General features: G+C 43.1%; 19 protein-coding genes. 5 read left to right on the forward strand and 14 right to left on the reverse strand.

The annotated features are described in order from the left end of the window. From CVN76_RS17085 to CVN76_RS17125, 11 genes are all read right to left on the reverse strand, one after another. Positions 1-1,781: S9 family peptidase (locus CVN76_RS17085; protein WP_100532254.1), on the reverse strand; the 1,781-nt coding region annotated here is incomplete at its 3' end. A 68-nt stretch (positions 1,782-1,849) separates the two neighbouring features. Then, entirely contained in the window at positions 1,850-2,065 is a 216-nt protein-coding gene (locus tag CVN76_RS32125; protein ID WP_332850648.1) for a hypothetical protein, read from the reverse strand. Continuing rightward, entirely contained in the window at positions 2,052-2,252 is a 201-nt protein-coding gene (locus CVN76_RS32130; RefSeq protein ID WP_332850649.1) for an NlpC/P60 family protein, read from the reverse strand. Before CVN76_RS32130 ends, CVN76_RS32125 begins: the two co-directional genes overlap by 14 nt. 271 nt (positions 2,253-2,523) lie before the next feature. Then, on the reverse strand, positions 2,524-2,745 hold the full coding sequence (locus CVN76_RS32425; RefSeq protein ID WP_157805694.1) for a DUF3870 domain-containing protein: 222 nt from the start codon (positions 2,743-2,745) through the stop codon (positions 2,524-2,526). Between the two features lie 83 nt (positions 2,746-2,828). Further along, positions 2,829-3,689 carry a nitrilase-related carbon-nitrogen hydrolase gene (locus tag CVN76_RS17100; protein ID WP_100532256.1) on the reverse strand — a complete coding sequence of 287 codons (861 nt, stop codon included), beginning with the start codon at positions 3,687-3,689 and terminating at the stop codon, positions 2,829-2,831. A 61-nt stretch (positions 3,690-3,750) separates the two neighbouring features. Next, on the reverse strand, positions 3,751-5,235 hold the full coding sequence (locus CVN76_RS17105) for a sodium:solute symporter family protein (protein ID WP_100532257.1): 1,485 nt from the start codon (positions 5,233-5,235) through the stop codon (positions 3,751-3,753). Further along, positions 5,232-5,432, reverse strand: a complete 201-nt coding sequence (locus CVN76_RS17110; protein ID WP_100532258.1) for a DUF3311 domain-containing protein — start codon at positions 5,430-5,432, stop codon at positions 5,232-5,234. The genes CVN76_RS17105 and CVN76_RS17110 overlap by 4 nt, the downstream gene beginning before the upstream one ends. Positions 5,433-5,557: 125 nt before the next feature. Further along, the gene (locus CVN76_RS17115; RefSeq protein ID WP_100532259.1) at positions 5,558-6,790 is read right to left on the reverse strand and encodes a Zn-dependent hydrolase; all 1,233 of its coding nucleotides are present in this window, start codon (positions 6,788-6,790) and stop codon (positions 5,558-5,560) included. Between the two features lie 102 nt (positions 6,791-6,892). Then, on the reverse strand, positions 6,893-8,512 hold the full coding sequence (locus CVN76_RS17120) for an amidohydrolase (RefSeq protein WP_100532260.1): 1,620 nt from the start codon (positions 8,510-8,512) through the stop codon (positions 6,893-6,895). Between the two features lie 103 nt (positions 8,513-8,615). Further along, positions 8,616-8,768, reverse strand: a complete 153-nt coding sequence (locus CVN76_RS31105; protein WP_157805695.1) for a hypothetical protein — start codon at positions 8,766-8,768, stop codon at positions 8,616-8,618. After that, on the reverse strand, positions 8,755-9,648 hold the full coding sequence (locus CVN76_RS17125; RefSeq protein WP_100532261.1) for a hypothetical protein: 894 nt from the start codon (positions 9,646-9,648) through the stop codon (positions 8,755-8,757). Before CVN76_RS17125 ends, CVN76_RS31105 begins: the two co-directional genes overlap by 14 nt. A 929-nt stretch (positions 9,649-10,577) precedes the next feature. Here CVN76_RS17125 and rocF point away from each other — a divergent pair. Together rocF and CVN76_RS17140 are read left to right on the forward strand one after the other, a co-directional pair. Continuing rightward, positions 10,578-11,531 (forward strand): arginase, encoded by a 954-nt coding sequence (gene rocF / locus CVN76_RS17130; protein WP_100532262.1) that lies wholly within the window; start codon positions 10,578-10,580, stop codon positions 11,529-11,531. Positions 11,532-11,893: 362 nt separating this feature from the next. Next, positions 11,894-13,330 (forward strand): amino acid permease, encoded by a 1,437-nt coding sequence (locus CVN76_RS17140; protein ID WP_100532264.1) that lies wholly within the window; start codon positions 11,894-11,896, stop codon positions 13,328-13,330. A gap of 196 nt (positions 13,331-13,526) precedes the next feature. Here CVN76_RS17140 and CVN76_RS17145 read toward each other — a convergent pair whose 3' ends face one another. Further along, complete coding sequence (locus CVN76_RS17145) at positions 13,527-13,811, reverse strand: hypothetical protein (RefSeq protein ID WP_100532265.1); 285 nt, start codon at positions 13,809-13,811, stop codon at positions 13,527-13,529. A gap of 343 nt (positions 13,812-14,154) precedes the next feature. Between CVN76_RS17145 and CVN76_RS17150 the strand changes: the two genes are divergently transcribed. Beyond that, positions 14,155-15,486 (forward strand): oligosaccharide flippase family protein, encoded by a 1,332-nt coding sequence (locus tag CVN76_RS17150; RefSeq protein ID WP_100532266.1) that lies wholly within the window; start codon positions 14,155-14,157, stop codon positions 15,484-15,486. A gap of 178 nt (positions 15,487-15,664) precedes the next feature. Continuing rightward, the gene (locus CVN76_RS17155) at positions 15,665-15,856 is read left to right on the forward strand and encodes a DUF3934 family protein (protein WP_100532267.1); all 192 of its coding nucleotides are present in this window, start codon (positions 15,665-15,667) and stop codon (positions 15,854-15,856) included. 179 nt (positions 15,857-16,035) lie between these two features. On the opposite strand, the gene CVN76_RS17160 is transcribed toward CVN76_RS17155, so the two are convergent. Together CVN76_RS17160 and CVN76_RS17165 are read right to left on the reverse strand one after the other, a co-directional pair. After that, on the reverse strand, positions 16,036-16,401 hold the full coding sequence (locus tag CVN76_RS17160; RefSeq protein WP_100532268.1) for a DUF948 domain-containing protein: 366 nt from the start codon (positions 16,399-16,401) through the stop codon (positions 16,036-16,038). Positions 16,402-16,494: 93 nt separating this feature from the next. Then, a complete protein-coding gene (locus CVN76_RS17165; RefSeq protein ID WP_061141933.1) occupies positions 16,495-16,881 on the reverse strand; it encodes a DUF948 domain-containing protein in 387 nt (128 codons plus the stop codon). A 356-nt stretch (positions 16,882-17,237) separates the two neighbouring features. Between CVN76_RS17165 and CVN76_RS17170 the strand changes: the two genes are divergently transcribed. Beyond that, on the forward strand, positions 17,238-17,549 hold the full coding sequence (locus tag CVN76_RS17170) for a hypothetical protein (protein WP_100532269.1): 312 nt from the start codon (positions 17,238-17,240) through the stop codon (positions 17,547-17,549). Positions 17,550-17,591: the final 42 nt, after the last annotated feature.

Genomic DNA, 17,591 nt, shown 5'->3' on the forward strand with positions numbered 1-17,591 from the left:
GCTGTATATTGGTTTAAGAAGGATAGTATTTTTCGATAGACGGCCATTTCATTTTCCTTTTTTGAAAAACCATGTCCTTCATCTTCCAGGAGCATATACTCGACAGCTCTTCCCTTGTCCTTCAAGGCTTGCACGATTTGATCGGATTCCTTTTTGACGACACGCGGATCATTCGCCCCCTGTACGACTAGCATGGGTTTGGTCATGGAATCCAGGTAGGTAATAGGCGAGTACTCGATTAATTTCTCCCGATCTTTTTCCGGATTCCCAACCCACTGATCCATGACTGGCTTCCAGTCTTCAGGAACGGATTCGATGAAGGAAAATAGGTTGGATGGACCAAAAATATCGACCACCGCCTTAAAGTACTCGGCATGACGGCCATGTAGCAGCAATGCCATATACCCGCCAAAGCTTCCGCCCATCAATAGTATGTTCCCTTTTCGGGCATATCCTTGTTCAATCAGCCAATCCAGACCGGCTATATTATCCAGGCGCGGTCCATGTCCCCAATCTCCTTCTACCATTTTCATGAATTGTAAGCCATATCCAGTGGAGCCGCGAAAGTTCGGTGCGAAAATACTATATCCATTGTTCAGGAAAAACTGAAATGATGCTCTGAAAAATTTGCGTTCTGCGGCTTGAGGACCGCCATGAGGCCAGAAAATGACTTCGCCAGTATCATTTTCCTTATTTGCGCGAAAAAATAACGATTCGATCTCCAAGCCATCAAAGGAAGGATAGGTAATGATGTCCGGTTCCACCAATTCGGTGGTCTCGACACCTGGGACCGTGTAGGCAGTCAATGGTTCCCACTCATCATCCGTTCTTTTATAAATATTATGAGGCTTGGTTGCGCTCATGCCAGATAAGTAGAGTGCACCTGATCTTGCAACCTCAAGTTTTTGAATGACACTGCATGGAATGGGGATGTTCGTCCAGTCCCCATTTTTCAGATCATGCTCATATAAATGATCGACTACTCCTTTCTCGCTCGCAACAAATAACAGTTGTAATTCTTCATTATATTTAAGGGCCGTAAAGCTTTCACTCTTCAATTCTTTTATTTTCGTAAATTGATTGGTATCTAGATTAAAAGAGGCCAAGTAAGTGTAATCCGAATCATAATCCGTCAATAAATAAATCAGGGAATCCGAGACGAAAACACCGTGTGTGACTGTATGTTGTTTCTCGGATGGAGGTGTAAGCAAAATCTCACAGCTTCCACTCTTCGCATAGAGGAGGGAATATGTATTTGCATAGTGCTTGTGATAAAGAAAGGTTTTTTCATCAGGACTGAAACCAATGATATAGGTTGCCGCATCTTCCCCCTCGAGTAATTGGGTTTCCTGTCCTGATTCCAGGTTCAAGCAATAGGAATTTAAAAAGGACGGATTTCCTCTCGACGTTGTGTAATAAAGCCTTTGGCTGTCATTCGATAAAATCGGCATGAAATTCCGGGTGTTTTCATGGTTGATGATCTCCTTCATGGTTCCTCCCCTCAAGGGGATCCCATAAAACTGGGTGTTTTCATTCCCGTCTTGATCAAAACCGGCTATGATGAAACGACCTTGTTTATCAAATAACAGCTCCTGGCAGCTTTGATCGATGGATGTAAGCGGGTATGGAAACGTATTGGGTAAATCCATCCCCCATAGATTGTACTTGCCGCTCAAATTCGTACTGAAAACCAACTGTTTTTCATCAGGTCTTACGATAAAATCGCCAATGGAAAATGTCCGTAAAAATTGCTCAACATCAGGTTTTGGAAATGTGATCATGATTGAACCCCCCTTTTTTATTGGATAACTCCATAATAATTATACCATAATTTCCCTTTAAGTACGGATTATTCGGTGCCATCCCCACTATAACTCGAATCAACCAGGAGATTGCTTCCCTCATTTACCATTCGGTATTTGCGTTCGCCCTGTTTGATTAGATCAATTGATATACCTTCTGGCCCCGTCAGGTTCAAATCGTATCCCGATGTGCTTATTTTATCTATCCTTACGTATGTAGAGCTACTTGGAGAGTGGATCATTTTGCCGTCACCGATATACATGCCGACATGATGGACCTTTCCTTTCCGTTATCATGGGCAAAAAATAGTAGGTAGCCTGGTTGGAGGTGCTCTCGTTCGACCTTAATTCCGTGTTGAGCCTGAATGAAGAGTCCCTTGGAATCGTAGTTCCATTGGCATGATACATGGAATAGGTGAAGCCCGAGCAATCGAAGCCAAACCCGGACATCCCAGCACATAGGTGGGATGTCCGAGAAATGCCTAACCCATTGTGAAATGCCCTCCCCTGTACGGTAAGGTATTCGACTCTTTACTTTATGAATGGAAACGTCTTGTTTACTCAACCATTTCACAGACAATGAACCGATACAAAACACTACAAAAAAAATCCAGCTGCCAAAGAGAGCTGATGCCCTTTTTAACAGCTGGATTTCATTTGCGAATAACAAAAGAAGCGGCTATAGCTGATGAAGTTGCCGATATTTAATGCTCGCATTCCTTTAGGCGACAGTCAGTGCCTTCTGAGAAGAGCCAAAATACCGTCTCTTGATTTCTTCCTCCAATTCATCGGTTTGAAGGATGGATTTACCCGATAACAAGTAGTGAATGAACCTCGTTGTGAGCGATAGCGTGGTCGAGCATTCCACATCGACAATTTTGTTCCTCCTGCCATTACAGACATCATAACAGCCATAAATAAGGTCGCTCTTTATATGGTACAAGATGAAATGGTTACATATATTATAATGGGCGCATCCGGCAATATATTTCGAAAATTCAGTCCTTTTTGATTACAAAAAGACAATCAGCCTTTATATGGCTCATATTTAGCATACAAGTCTTTGCGGCGGTCACGATCGGTGAAAGTGGTAGCTGCACCGCTTTTACGGTTTCGATAAAGTTCCTCCATATCCACCGTGCCGGTAATGACAGTTTGTCCGGCCGTTTTTGCCTCGGCTACGATTCCATCGGCTGTCCAGGCTTTATCACAGGGGCTAAGAATACTGGCACGGCCATATCCACTCGGAAGCGGCACCCCCGGTTCACCTACAGTGGGACAATGAACGAAGTACACCTGATTTTCGATTGCACGTGCTTGCGCGCAATGGCGCACTCTCCAAAAACCTGCCTCCGTAAACGTATATGATGGGCAAAAAATAATGTCTGCCCCCTTCATGGCCAATATTCTTGAAACTTCGGGAATTTCCGCTTCATAACAAACCGCTATTCCAATCTTGACAGGCCCGATGGAATACACATCCAGATCATCTCCTTCGGAAGTTTGCCAATTTGCTTCGGCAGGAAAGATATGAGTTTTTTTATGCTCGGCACATGTTCCGTCCTTGTCGAAAATGTAGGCTATGTTGTAGTATTCATTTTTCCGTCTTTCCAAATGTGAACCAGCAATGATCACTTGCTTCCTCTTTTTTGATATCGTTCTGAAAAGATGTTTATATTGATTCGCATATTCAGCAATCTTGATTACGGATGTCTCATCCATTCCTTCATGTGTCGCTGCTAAGCCGATGGTAAACAGTTCAGGAAAAATGATATAATCCGAGTCTTCAGGCACTTGGCTGATCAAGTCTTCTACTTGATTCTGAAATTCAAGGAACGTCGACACTTTTTCGACCTTGAATTGGCAAGCCGATATGTTGATTTTCACGAAGCACCTCCATAGTCTCCGTCAGTCTTTTCCCTGCTCCTGCACAGGTGACCACAAACGATCAGGAAATTTTATTTAAATTTTCCACTTCCGTCCCTTTTATATTCATATGCTTAGTCAATGAACTTACGATGATCGTTACTAGCAAATTTAAAAACAAGGCTATGACGCCTGTACTGATATCATTGATTACGTGAGGCACATCAGGCAAGAAGGTTGCTATTTTCACATCGGCAATCGTGGCATACAATACGATCAGTACACCTGCCAGGATCCCTGCCATCGCACCATATTTGTTGATGATATTGTTTTTTGGCAAACTGCAAAACAAGGCAGGTGCTAGCTGGGTTATCAGGCTATATGACATGATATTCAAGATGGCGAGCGCTTCTCCGCCTGTTATCGTTACAATTAAAGCAATGATGGAGATAGCTATGATGATCATTCTTGAGACGACCAATTGCTGCTTTTCAGATGCAGCAGGGACCAGAACTTTGAAAAAGCTATTTGTCAGACCAACCGAGGCAGCCATTAGCATCACTGAGGCTGGAACAAGCGCCGTCAATAAGCCTGCTGCTCCAATCAGGCCTATCACCCATGGATCGAAGGTTTGAATCGCCAGCCTTAACAGGGAAAGATCCCCATCTGCCCCCTGCAGTCCAGGGATTTCCATGATAGCGGCAAAGCCTATGAAAAAGACGAATAGCAATAATAGTGTATACAATGGTAAAGCGATCGCATTTTTCCTAAGCGTTCTCTCCCCATTCGACGATAATACGACCATGAAAGTTTGTGGCAAAAGATAGAATCCGAGTGCATTCAACAAAACGGTAGAAACAAACCAGGATTGACTCAACCCTTGATCTGCCAAAATTAACATTTCCGGTTTAGCGGCCTGTACCGTTTCGAACATGGGCTGAATGCCACCGAAGTAATGAAAAGGAATGTAAATCCCCAAAAATATCACTACTACCAAGATCATGAAATCTTTAAGGATCGCCGTCCATGCTGAACCGTGGATGCCTGAAATCATGACATATGTCGTAACCACGATGGCGCCGATGACACTTGCCGCCACCGGGGAGATGGCTCCATATGATGCTTCTGAAACAATGATGCCCAAGCCTTTAAGCTGGATGACAATATACGGAACAAGGGCTAAGCTACCCAGGACCGCTACGATCATTCCCATTGATTGGCTTTTGTATTTAGAGGCAAAATACTCAGGCTGGGAGATGATCGAATGTTGTTTTGAATATCTCCAGATTTTAGGGACGAGCCAATATGAGAGGACGTAAGCTAAAAAGATATAAGCAGGTACATAATAAGCCGCAGCCCCTTTGGAGTAAGCCCACCCGCTTCCGCCCAGAAATGTGAAGGTTGTATAAATTTCACCTGCTATCAACAAAAAAATGAAGAAGGTTCCGAAGCCCCTGCCTCCTAAAGCAAATTGCTCCATATCCATATCCTTTCCTTTTCTTGCTTTGATCCCCAAATAGAGAGCTAAAAACAAGAAGGAGGAAATGATGAGTAACGAAATGTTCAATCGAGATCACTCCCTTCATTATCAGGATCGAACTTATAGACGATCATCAAAATCACTGATGCCATGACCATCCAAAAAGCGACCCAGAATAACAAAAATGGCATTCCCAATATGTATGGCTCCACTTTATTGGCAAAAGGCAATAAACCAAGGAACCCTAAGAATGGAACAAAAAGCAATAGTTTGATAGCATTCAACTTGTACCCTCCCTGTAATAGGTATTCTGGCATGGATGAACCGCCATCAGCATAGCGGGCATTCCCTCCAAACTGATGGCAGGTAAGCATTTCTGTCTGTCAAAGGATTTGGCTGGGCCGTCCTCTCATTTGGATTGAATCGTAAGGATAGTTTCCAATAGGACATTGACTCCTTTTTCACAATCCTCCCAAGCAGTAAGCTCTTCTTCACAATGGCTTTTTCCGTTGATGCTTGGAACGAAAATCATGGCTGTCGGGATATAACTAGCTATAAACTGGGCATCATGTCCGGCTCCACTAACCATCCTTTTATAAGGCAGGCCTAGCGAGATGGTCGATTGTTCAAGCAAATCACAAATTGATTCGTCGAACCAAACCGTATTCCTGTCCCATAATTTTTTCACTTTGATCTCGCAGTCCTTTTCTGAGCCATTTGTTGCAAAACCTGCAATGATTTCCTCAACCTGTTTGATGACCTTCGGATCTTTATGTCTGGCCTCTAATGAAAACACCACTTTATTGGGGATGACCGTATGGATATTAGGAAGAACATTGACTCTTCCCATCGTGAATACCAACTCGTCATGAAGCATCGCTAACTTTTGCCGGGCCTCCATGATCAAGGTATTGGCAGTGAAGAAGGCATCCTTTCTCATATTCATCGGAGTGGTTCCGGCATGATTGGACTCCCCGGTGACTTCAATATCATAGCACACCATCCCCAGGACACATTCAACGACTCCGATCGTTAAAGATTCTCGCTCCAGGATGGGGCCCTGCTCGATATGCAACTCTAAAAATGCAGTCGCTTCTTTTAAACGCACCGCTTCATCCCCTGCATAGCCAATCTCATGCAAAGCGTTTTCGAAGGTGGTCCCTTCACTATCCGTCTTTTGCAGCATCAGGGCCTTTTCGAATTTACCGGAAAGAACGCCCGATGACATCATGGAAGGTTCGAACCTGGCTCCTTCTTCATTTGTGAAATTGACGATCATTATCGGGATTTTAGGCTGGAGATTATTTTCCACCAAAGTCCGAACGACCTCGAGTCCTGCAGCCACGCCCAAGATTCCATCAAACCGGCCTCCCTTTTTAACGGTATCCATATGTGACCCCATCACAATGGGCGGTTTGTTTTCAAGACCGGCCAAGGTAGCGTAAATATTCCCCATATCATCTATCTGAATGGTCATCCCCAATTCCTTGCAACAGGAGCAAAAATAGTCACGGACTTGCCGATCCTCCTCCGAAAGGGATAACCGTGTAACTCCGTTGTTTTCCGTGCGTCCAAAATCGGCGAATTCCTCAAGCGTGCGGCTCAGCCTATCCCCATTGATTATTACCTTTTGTTTTTTCATAGCGAATATCCCCCTTCATGATTACATTACATGCTCCATCATTCATGCGCGCATTTACAAAATCGAAAGTGAAGGTCTTGGTTGTAAAGCTATTTCCCTCTTCTATATTCCTACCAAAGTTTCGCTATTATATAGTATTTCTCCATTTAAAATCGTTGTTTCCACTTTCAATTCCTTTATGTCATTGAGCTTGACCTTCAAAATGCTATCATTCAGGATGACTAAGTCGGCCAGCTTCCCTACCTCGATACTGCCTTTGATCGCTTCATCGAAACTAGCAAAAGCTCCATTCCACGTATATAGCCTGATCGCTTCCAATACCCGTATCGATTGTGCCGTGCCTATGTTTGCACCGGAGCTGCTTCTTCTATTTACTGCTACGTGTATGCCCAATAAAGGGTTATGATCCGTAACGGGCGCATCGGAACCAGCAGCAGACAGTATGCCGTTATCGATATAATCACGGGCGGCGTACATATAATTCACCCTCTCACCATAATGTTCGATATATATATCACCGAATTCAAAAGGGAATGGCGGGTTGGGAATGGGGATGATTCCGAGTTGCTTCATCCTCCGCTGCAAATCGGGCGTAGATATTCCTGCATGCTCGATTCGATGTCTATGATCCTTTCTTGGTGATTCCTTCAAAGCCTTTTCCACACAGTTCAAATACATGTCTATCGCTTTGTCACCTTGGGCATGCACGGTGATTTGATAGCCTTTGGCATGTGCTTCACCCAACACCTGATAAATTTCCTCTTCCGTGTAATAGAGGATGCCGAAATTGCCGGGATCGCTTGAATAAGGCTCCCTAGTGGCTATGGTCGGACCCGTGCTGCTGCCATCCGTAAACAATTTTGCCGGACCGATTTTGAATCTATCGTCCCCAGTTCCGGTTACGACCCCCGCAGCCACCATTTTGTTGACGAATTCATGCGATTTATTCAGTGAACCGATCATCGCATAAATGCGGACGCTGATATCGTTTTGTTTAACCGCTTGCTGCATGATTCGCAAACTGTCAGGTCCATGTGCACCGGCTTCGTGAATGCTGGTTATCCCTGCGGCAATGAAATGTTCCGAAGCGATTCTTACTGCCTTCTCCAGTTCCCTTTCCGTATAACCAGCCCGTTCGGCGATCATCATATGTGCCGTTTCAATAAGTTTGCCAGTGATCCCCCCACCTTCATCCTTTTCAATGATTCCACCTGGCGGGCTCACCGTACTCTCATCAATTCCTGCTATCTGTAACGCCTTCCGGTTCACCACACTTATATGGCTGCATGTTCTGGTTACCATGATCGGATGGTTTTCTGATATGGCATCCAACTCAGCGATGGTTGGATATCGCTTTTCTTTCACCGCGGTTTCATTGAATCCCCATGCGCGGATCCATTCACCGTTTGGGATGGATGCTGCTTGCTTCTTCAAGTCATTTAACAAATCAGCGACTGATTTGATATGATCCGCTTTACAGCTTACTGCCAACTGATTGACACCGTACAATATAAGATGAATATGGGAATCTATGAACCCTGGAAGTAATGATTTCCCCCGCAAATCGACCACTTTCGTATCTTCTCCGATAAAAGCTTTCATCTCCTGATTGGTTCCAACCGCAGAGATTAGATTTCCTTTCACTGCCATGGCCTCGGCTACTGAATTTTTCCGATCAACTGTAATGACCTCACCGTTCACGAACACGATATCAGCTAGCAAGCGCCCACCCCCTTCATATTTACTCAACAAAAAATTTTCTAGAGCACACCTTCCCCTTTTGTGTTTGAATATTCAGATTCCGTAGATTCATTCTATCCATTCTTTATTGGGAAATCATTAGACAAATAGTTAATTTTTCAATCGATTTTTTATACCTTTCATCTACTTGTGTCAGATCTTCTTTTAAATAAGAAAAAAGGGAAATATGCGCAGATGTGCTTATTTCCCCTGGAAATCCATTTTTAGTTCTTCTCACTTTCACATATCCTCCCGATTGCCCCAATCGTCAAATACCGTTTATCGACATTAAAATCCCATGACCAATATCGAAGAGTTAATTCCCTTTTATCGACTTCTTCCATAAAAGCTTTCAGACCTATCAATGACGCCCCATAGCCTACATTGGCTGCCAAGGTAAAAACGGCATTAATCCCTCCTTTGATGGCATCGCTATACTCGGGCTCGATTTTCAAAATATCCGTCCATGTAAGATAAAACCCATTTTTCTTGATACATTTGGACAGGGAGTGACTCAGTGTACGTACGATCTCATCCCTTAAATCCAAGAATGCTTCTTTTATCAGTTCAACATCGTTTTCCTGATAGTTGTCGCCATGCTCAGCAAGCAAATCCATGGCCCAATTATAAAAAAGCTGAGTGTAAATGGCAGAGGTCGTTACAATGTCAAACTCAAAAGAATACTCAGCGAAAAGTTGTTCAGAAAGCTGGTTTAACCGACTCTCGGTATCTTTTACATACTGTATGACTACCCCTGCCTTTTCACCTCGATCCAACATCAAGGATAAATCACCATCAAAACCGATTGTATCGAGACCAGTAACATCGATTTTTACAAGCTGGATTTTTTTCCGGGCAAGCTCTGGCAAGCCTTTTATACCCTTTTCCATACTTTCCTGATCTATGTCAAATAAATGAATCGATTGGCATCGGGCGACAAGATATTCCAGATCGAGATCATCGCAATTCCCAGCACCGATGATCGCCACTTTTTCAACCATCGGTTCCTTTGAAAGAACGGCTTCGAATAACTGTGTAACCTGAAGACGATGCTGTTTCCACCTTATCTTTCTTAATTCATCTCGATCATGATTCATATCCCTTTGAAAACTTTCCAAGTACATCGCTCCCTTTACGGTACGTTCCATTAAAATATTGTATCAAAGTATTCTAATCATGTGGTAATGGAAATTGGGCCGGAGGTCGTTTTGGAAAATTGACTTTGCGTCTCATAGGAAAGGAAAAAATATTTTTTTCATAAACTAACAAGAAACATAAAGGAAATTCTTTCTTATTCATTGAACACAGGGAGCGCAATTTATTGCGACGTTTGTGAAAATCTTTCATTCTTCGCCGGTGACTTCAAAGGGGCCAACAGTACTTCATTCTCACTTTCAGCATTATCGCCCCTTCTCAAAGGCGAAAAAATAGGCGAATCTTACAACTTTTGAGATTATCGGAGCACTACCCCTTTATACAGTTAGTTTGAGCAGAATTTCACAGACTGCAACCGACCTAAAGCTTCTATTCTTCTGCTCGACCTAGCATTCCTTACTTTGTTGCATGAATGCATCTCGTTCAATTCTAGTTTTCCAATTGATCCATTATTGAAAAAATTCACCAAATTCATTATGCCAGCAAAGCGAAATATCGCAGAAAACCACATTTTCCCCTTCATTCTTACTATATTCCGATAAAATTTGAAAATCCTTCCACCCTTTTGATCAATCAGTGTATCAATTCCTGAATAAAGGTTGACTTGAAATGTAGGACACGGACTCTGGAAATTCGATATCTTCCTTCTAATTTGGAATAAAATGAAACAATCATCCTGGAAGTTCCAGGCCCACTAGTAGTGGGATTTCCCCTTGATTTTGTCCATTACGCCATGCAGATTTCCATGTTTTCCTTAAACTGAAAATAGGCAATTCCGCTTATGGATGTCATCCTTTTCCCAATCGTATAAATATTCAAAAAAATGTCGAGTTGAGTCATCCATCCTTTTACCCTTATACTAGGGGAGAAAACTGAAAGGGGAGAATCATTCATGAAAAAAGAAATATCAATAATTGGAGTCCCGATGGATCTTGGCCAGACAAGAAGAGGAGTCGATATGGGGCCAAGTGCCATTAGATATGCAGGGTTGAGCGAGAGACTTGAGAACATTGGCTATACTGTTCATGATGAAGGCGATATAAGAGTAGAGATACAAGAAAGAGCACAAAGTGACTCAGATACAAATTTAAAGAATCTGCAAGATGTAGCGGAAGGCAATGAAAAACTGAGCCAAAAAGTGGATGAAGTCATCCGATCGAATCGCTTTCCACTAGTATTAGGTGGCGATCACAGCATAGCCATTGGCACGTTAGCAGGTTTAGCCAAGCATTCCGAGAACTTAGGAGTCATTTGGTACGATGCCCATGGAGATTTAAACACGGCGGAAACCTCCCCATCGGGAAATATACACGGGATGTCGCTGGCAGTAAGTTTGGGACTTGGACACCCTGCCCTTACTAACATTGGCGGATATTCCCCGAAAGTCAAACCGGAAAATATCGTCATCATTGGGGCCCGTTCCTTGGACCAAGGGGAAAAAGAGTTGATTCGAGAGAAAGGAATTAAAGTTTTTACCATGCATGAGATTGATAGAATGGGCATGACAAGAGTGATGGAAGAATCGATAGCCTACCTGAAGGAACGCACGGATCTTGTACATTTATCCTTAGATCTTGATGGACTTGATCCGGATGATGCACCTGGCGTGGGGACACCGGTTATGGGAGGAATCAGCTACCGCGAGAGCCACCTTGCGATGGAAATGCTGGCTGAAGCTAATATCATCACATCAGCAGAGTTTGTCGAGATCAATCCAATTTTGGACGAGCATAATAAAACGGCTGAAGTGGCAGTTGCTCTAATGGGCTCACTTCTTGGCGAAAAATTATTATATGGAGCAGAGGATCATTTTGTCACAGCTGATATACTGGCCGATGTAAAATAAAGGCCATTAATGCAAGACAAGCTAGGAATATATTAAGCTTTCATTCATGGATTCTCCATTGAAAAAGCCCATGCTTCGTAAGAATGCTTGATGGATGAGCATAAAAGGAGCAAGTTTACCATCCCTGATTTCCTGACGCTTGGCTTCCTTTTCTTTATTGATCGGCACTATCGAAATTATTTCTGCACCGGCACTGTTCACATTGCCCGGTATGTAGAAGTGATTTCTTATCCGAGGGAATTCAACAGCAACTTAGATTCAAAATCAAGCTTTTACACATGTGCATGGAAAAACACATATTCCCTAATACCGTTCTAACATAAATGAAACCGTTTGCACCCATCAGGTAAAGGAGTTTTTCAATGAAAACAGCAGAAAATCAACCAAATGAATTAAAACGGAGCATGAAAGCAAGACATCTATTCATGATTTCAATAGGGGGATGTATTGGTACGGGCTTTTTCCTTGGATCTGGCTACACCATTCATGAAGCAGGAGCGCTTGGTGCGATCCTCTCTTACATAGTCGGCGGGTTAATCATGTATTTGACCATGCTGTGCCTAGGTGAACTATCCGTTGCGATGCCCGTAGCCGGTTCGTTTCAAACATACTCGACCAAATTCATCGGTCCTGGAACCGGCTTTGCCATAGGATGGCTATACTGGTTAGGGTGGGCCGTTACCGTTGCCTTGGAATTTTTGGCAGCAGGACAGCTTATGCAAAGGTGGTTTCCTGAATCACCCGTGTGGATGTGGTGTGCGATCTTCGCGTTGCTCATATTCATGCTCAACGCTCTATCGGCCAAAGCCTTCGGCGAATCGGAGTTTGTTTTTTCAAGCATAAAGGTATTGGCCATCATCCTGTTTATCGGTGTTGGCGGTGCCGCCATGTTTGGTCTTATTGATATGAAGGGTGGCCAAGAAGCGCCGTTTTTCTCGAATTTTTTCAATGAAGGCCTCTTCCCGAACGGCATTTCCGCCCTGCTTATCACGATGATTACCGTGAACTTTTCTTTCCAGGGCACAGAGTTGATCGGAATTGCTGCTGGAGAAAGTGAAAATCCGGAAAAGGTCATACCTAAATCCATTAAACAAACGGTTTGGAGAACCCTTTTCTTCTTTGTCCTTTCTGTTTCAGTACTCTCTGCGCTGATTCCAAGGGAAAAAGCAGGAATCGTTGAAAGTCCTTTCGTTGTTGTACTGGATAGTATAGGCGTTCCCTATGCGGCTGATATCATGAACTTCATCATCTTAATCGCACTATTGTCAGTCGCGAACTCCGGCCTTTATGCAGCGACACGAATGCTGTACTCGCTATCAAGGGAAGGCATGGCCAGTCCGAAGCTCGGTATGGTAAACAAGAGAGGGGTTCCTCTCAATGCTTTACTCATCACCCTAGCCATCGCTGGATTGTCTTTACTTTCAAGCGTCATCGCTGCAAAAACGGTATTTGTTTTCCTTCTTTCCCTTGCAGGCCTTGGGGCTCAAATTGGCTGGATAGCCATTGCCGCGTGCCTGCTCGCTTTTAGGAGGGCCTATGTCCGCCAAGGCGGCAAGGCAGAAGACCTCAAATTCAGAGTGCCGCTATACCCGATCATTCCAATACTTGCTTTAATAGCTAACTGCATCGTCATGATCAGTTTGGCATTTGTTCCCGAGCAGCGCATGGCCCTCTATTGCGGCGGAGCGTTCTTCATTGGTTGTTATGCGGTGTACCACTTTAAAGTGAAGAAATCCAAGGAAGCGGCTACTTCTCAACAGGAAGTGCAATTGGCCGAGGGTAAAAAAATGGTGATTTAACACCACTAAAGCGAATGAGAGAGGTCAACCATTGATTGATCACTACTTTCCCCATCCGCTTCCCATATCAAAAAGAAGAAGCAGCCTGCTGTTCCACACATAAGGCTGCTTCTTCTTTTTGAATATCCCGATTTGGCGGATGATAGCATGTATAGGATGGTGAATTTAAGCTTCATCTAAATTCACTTCCAAAAAATCATCCGAATCGATGATTTTTAGTTTGTGCAAATTCTTTCAACCTCGGCAGGATGGGCTCCAAAATTTCCTTGGCTATGTAATCCGTTTCCAATCCTATGAAGCGGCCGCTTTCCAATTCGACAGACCTTGCTTCTTCCGGGTCATTGCAAAATATGAACGAAATGATCCCATTCTCTTCCCTCATGTCGACATATTTAAATGTGATGTCATGCCTCGTAAGGCAGCTTTCAAACGCAATGCACAATTCATCTATGTTTGCTGGACTTATAGATGTGAACTTCATATTGATCATCCCCTCTGCTACAGGATAGCAAAATAAATCTTCAATTACAAAGCGAAATTAAAGACTTCTATAAAGCTTTCCCGAATGGAATAGATTATCTGACACAAGTGCGGCACCATTATTTTTTGTAGAAAAAAAAGGATGAAGGAAGCGCTTAGTTGATGATGGAGAATGGAAGTGAAGTCTCCTCCTTTCATGATTCTTACTTAATATTTCGGTTCATGAGCGTCAGGATCTTCAGGGCGATGACTCAGGAATGCATCTCCTCGGACGGAGTTCCTTATGAATATTCCATGGCATGTCTCATATCTATATACAAACACCTTGTTAGGAGTGGGCCAACATGAAGTCTTTTTATAAGGGAACGCTCATCTTGATTATTGCAGCGTTTTTCGGTGAATGTATCGAGTTTTTGGTGAACATGATCCTAGCCAGGGAATTACACGAGGAGGGCATGGGATTATATATGTCCCTATTGCCCATTTTCTTTTTGATATATGTGATCGCCAGCCTTGAATTACATATTTCCATATCAAAATTCGTTGCAGAAAATAAACGGAACATGCATTATAACCTTATCATCCATGCGCTTAAAATGGCTGCAGTCGTCGTCTTGATCATGTGTGTGGTCATGCCTTTCATCCTTTCTTTTTCATCCGTCATGGACCGTTATCACCCCTATATTAAATGGCTGCTCATCATCTTGATCCCTATCGTCGCCTTTTCTTCCATCGCGAGAGGGTATTTCATGGGTGTCCAACAAATGGGGAAAATCGCCTTTTCCAATTTTTTAAAAGACATCATTCAATTTGGTTTGCTTTTCTTCATTTTCAACTTATTCCATTTCAATCAAGAAAAGTCGCTGTTAATGGCCTTTTTCGTATTGATTGGCAGTGAGTTCATCGTTTTTCTTTACTTGGTGAATCTTCTGATTCTGCAAATGAGGATCATGGGACGCGGAACGAACACACGAACAAGTGGAAAGCATGCCCGGCAGACATTATTGGCGGTATCGCTGCCAACCATGGGGTTAAGGATTTTCCATGCGATAACGAATGCGATTCAGCCTTTTTTGATTCATACAGCACTTCTTTCGGCTGGATTCGGGGCCGTCGTGGCTACGGAGCATTTCGGTATGCTCACGGGAGTTGCGATGACCATTGGGTTTTTCCCGGCCTTTATCGCACATTCCCTGATGATCATGCTCATCCCGAATGTTTCGAACGCGTACAAGAATCAGGACAAGGAAAAGTTGAGGGTATTATTGCAAAAATCGATGTCTTTTACCGTATTGTATGGGGTACCTGCGGTGTGTTTCATTTATTTCTTTGCCGAACCATTGACCTCACTCTTTTTTTCTTCAACCTCTGCAACTTACTATTTGAAGTTATTATGTCCTTACTTTCTCTTTCATTTCTTTGTCATTCCCATGCAAGCCTATCTCATTGGCTTAGGGTTGGTGAAAGATGCTTTCATTCACACGGTCTGGTCACATATCGTCGCCTTTTTAATGATGTACATCCTTGGCTCCCAAGCTTCACTTAATATGGGAGGAATCATATTAGGGATGAATACAGGAGCTGTTTTGCTAACGTTCATGCATTACTTGACCATTTGCAAAAAAATCGGGATAAGCATCTTCTTAACGAAATCCAGATCGATGTCCATTAAGTGAGAAGGTTGATCAAGGCACTCCCTCATGATCATCCAGCTTGCCGTTTTGAAGGTTCAGGTTAAAAAAATGAGCCTTTCCCTGTACATATCACCTTGGTTGCTGTATATTTCAACATACTTGGGTAATAATCAAGTAAAATGGTTTAAGTAAACCATACATATAGTAATGGAGTGATTTCATGAGTAAAGCTAAGGCTAAGAGCGGTACGGGTAAAGGCACAGGGACAGGAACGGGCAAGAAGGGCTGGAATCGCTGGAAAACGGGCGCCAACAAGAAAAAAAGCGCAAAACCTTATGTAAGTAAAGGAGTCAAGCATTCCAACGACTCTAAATCTGCAGGCAACCCCAATGGTGAAAAAACGGATAAATAAAGACAACTTCATGACAGCTTGATGTTCCATATTCTCATACAGGAGGTTGGAAATCTGTATGAGACTTGGGTCCGATATTTCACTCGAGGAACCATCAAGGTAAACGTCCATTATCATACATACTTAAAAAAAAGACACTCCCCATGCGGTAGTGTCTTTCGTGTTTTTTTATGTTCCCATTACCTGATTTGACTTTTCGGTTTGATTGATTTGATTTTTTTCGGTGAAAGCTCTGTCCGAAATCCGTTTGTGGCTTTTTTGACGGAGTCCGTCACCGAATGAATCGCTTCCCCAACATCCTGAGCGGAATCCAATAGCGGTTCGACGGTTTTCATTTTCGCTTTCACATCGTCGGTGATGTCGTTTGCCGTTTGCAATAATTGTTTCGATTCACCCGATAAATCGTGGATGGCATTTCTCACTTCAACCAATGTTTTATTGGCTTCACCTATCGTCACCATGCCTTTTTGAAGAGTACCGATCAAAAAAACGACGAGCCATATGAACGCCAAAGCGATCGCGGCTACACTATATTGGATAATCATGATAAAAGCTCCCCCTCTAATTTTAAGTGTTGATGCAATTGGTTTGGATATTTGAGTGGATACCGGGGTGACTTGTGTTTTTAATTGACCAACTTATTTAATTTTGATTTGAACGCCCTCTGCTTCCGCTTGTGGCGGGGCTGTAGGAGTGCTTAAACGATCTTTGGAATCATTCAAACTGGCCTCCTTCATTGAATGTGTTACATTATGAATCATTTCGCCTACGTCTTGAGCAGTTTCCAACAGAGGGTCGACATTTTCCATCTTACCCTTTACATCTGCGGTTATTTGATTTGCAGAGTGGATCAATTGTTTGGACTCATGCGTCAATCCATGTACGGCATTTCTTACCTCTTCCAATGTCTTATTTGTTTCCTCCAGCGTCCCCATGCCCTTTCGCAACGTCTGGTTAACAGTATAAATTAAATAGACAACCGCACCGGAGACACTGGCCACACTTAATTTGATGAACATTTTCATCTATCCACTCCCTTCCATTCAATTTATGCTCCTCCCCCTTTTTTCATTCCCTAAAGTCCCTGCTTGTCCAGACCCTTTATTAGCATTTCCTGCCTCCATCAAGCGAATAAAGGGTGAAAGGTCGGATGAATGCCGAACATGCCCGTTCTCCTACCTACTTGCCGACTTGTTTAAAAAGCGATTTTGTGGATTGATGTGATAACATATATATTCTAGCGAGGTTTTTGTTGGAATAATAATAACGAATTATTAGCCCCTTTCCTTTAAAGGACTGCCCCCTGCCATAAGCAGGTTTTAAAAAAATGATTGTGAAATCCTTTCTTTCAGGCACACTATTACTAAAATGGGAGGTTACTATGGCCACGCGAAATGTACCAGCTAAAGATGTTGAGAAAAAGAAAGATGCCGCTTCACCAGTTGTGGAACATGAAATAGCCCAACTCAATCGATTATTGGGAGCGGTCATGAAATATTTATCAGATGACGAGCAAGAAGAAATCGATATTGAATATCTTCTTGAAAACACAGAGGGTTTGCGGGATTGGTGGAACGAATATAGGGAGCTTGATCGGAAAAGGGTGGAGGAGGAAATAAGAAATTCCCTGACGGTTTTATCCTTGGATGAACTTGAAACCATCCGTGAACAAATCCGAAATAAGGATAAATGAAGCCCCCCTGTCTCGGCCTTACAATACAGGGAGGCCTTATCC

This window comes from Bacillus sp. mrc49 (assembly GCF_002803435.1).

Coding starts and splice junctions, on each gene's coding strand:
- CVN76_RS32125 (WP_332850648.1), bottom strand. CDS start 2,065: ATGTATATCGGTGACGGCAAAATGATCCACTCTCCAAGTAGCTCTACA.
- CVN76_RS32130 (WP_332850649.1), bottom strand. CDS start 2,252: ATGTCCGGGTTTGGCTTCGATTGCTCGGGCTTCACCTATTCCATGTAT.
- CVN76_RS17115 (WP_100532259.1), bottom strand. CDS start 6,790: ATGAAAAAACAAAAGGTAATAATCAATGGGGATAGGCTGAGCCGCACG.
- rocF (WP_100532262.1), top strand. CDS start 10,578: ATGAAAAAAGAAATATCAATAATTGGAGTCCCGATGGATCTTGGCCAG.
- CVN76_RS17140 (WP_100532264.1), top strand. CDS start 11,894: ATGAAAACAGCAGAAAATCAACCAAATGAATTAAAACGGAGCATGAAA.
- CVN76_RS17145 (WP_100532265.1), bottom strand. CDS start 13,811: ATGAAGTTCACATCTATAAGTCCAGCAAACATAGATGAATTGTGCATT.
- CVN76_RS17150 (WP_100532266.1), top strand. CDS start 14,155: ATGAAGTCTTTTTATAAGGGAACGCTCATCTTGATTATTGCAGCGTTT.
- CVN76_RS17155 (WP_100532267.1), top strand. CDS start 15,665: ATGAGTAAAGCTAAGGCTAAGAGCGGTACGGGTAAAGGCACAGGGACA.
- CVN76_RS17160 (WP_100532268.1), bottom strand. CDS start 16,401: ATGATTATCCAATATAGTGTAGCCGCGATCGCTTTGGCGTTCATATGG.
- CVN76_RS17165 (WP_061141933.1), bottom strand. CDS start 16,881: ATGAAAATGTTCATCAAATTAAGTGTGGCCAGTGTCTCCGGTGCGGTT.
- CVN76_RS17170 (WP_100532269.1), top strand. CDS start 17,238: ATGGCCACGCGAAATGTACCAGCTAAAGATGTTGAGAAAAAGAAAGAT.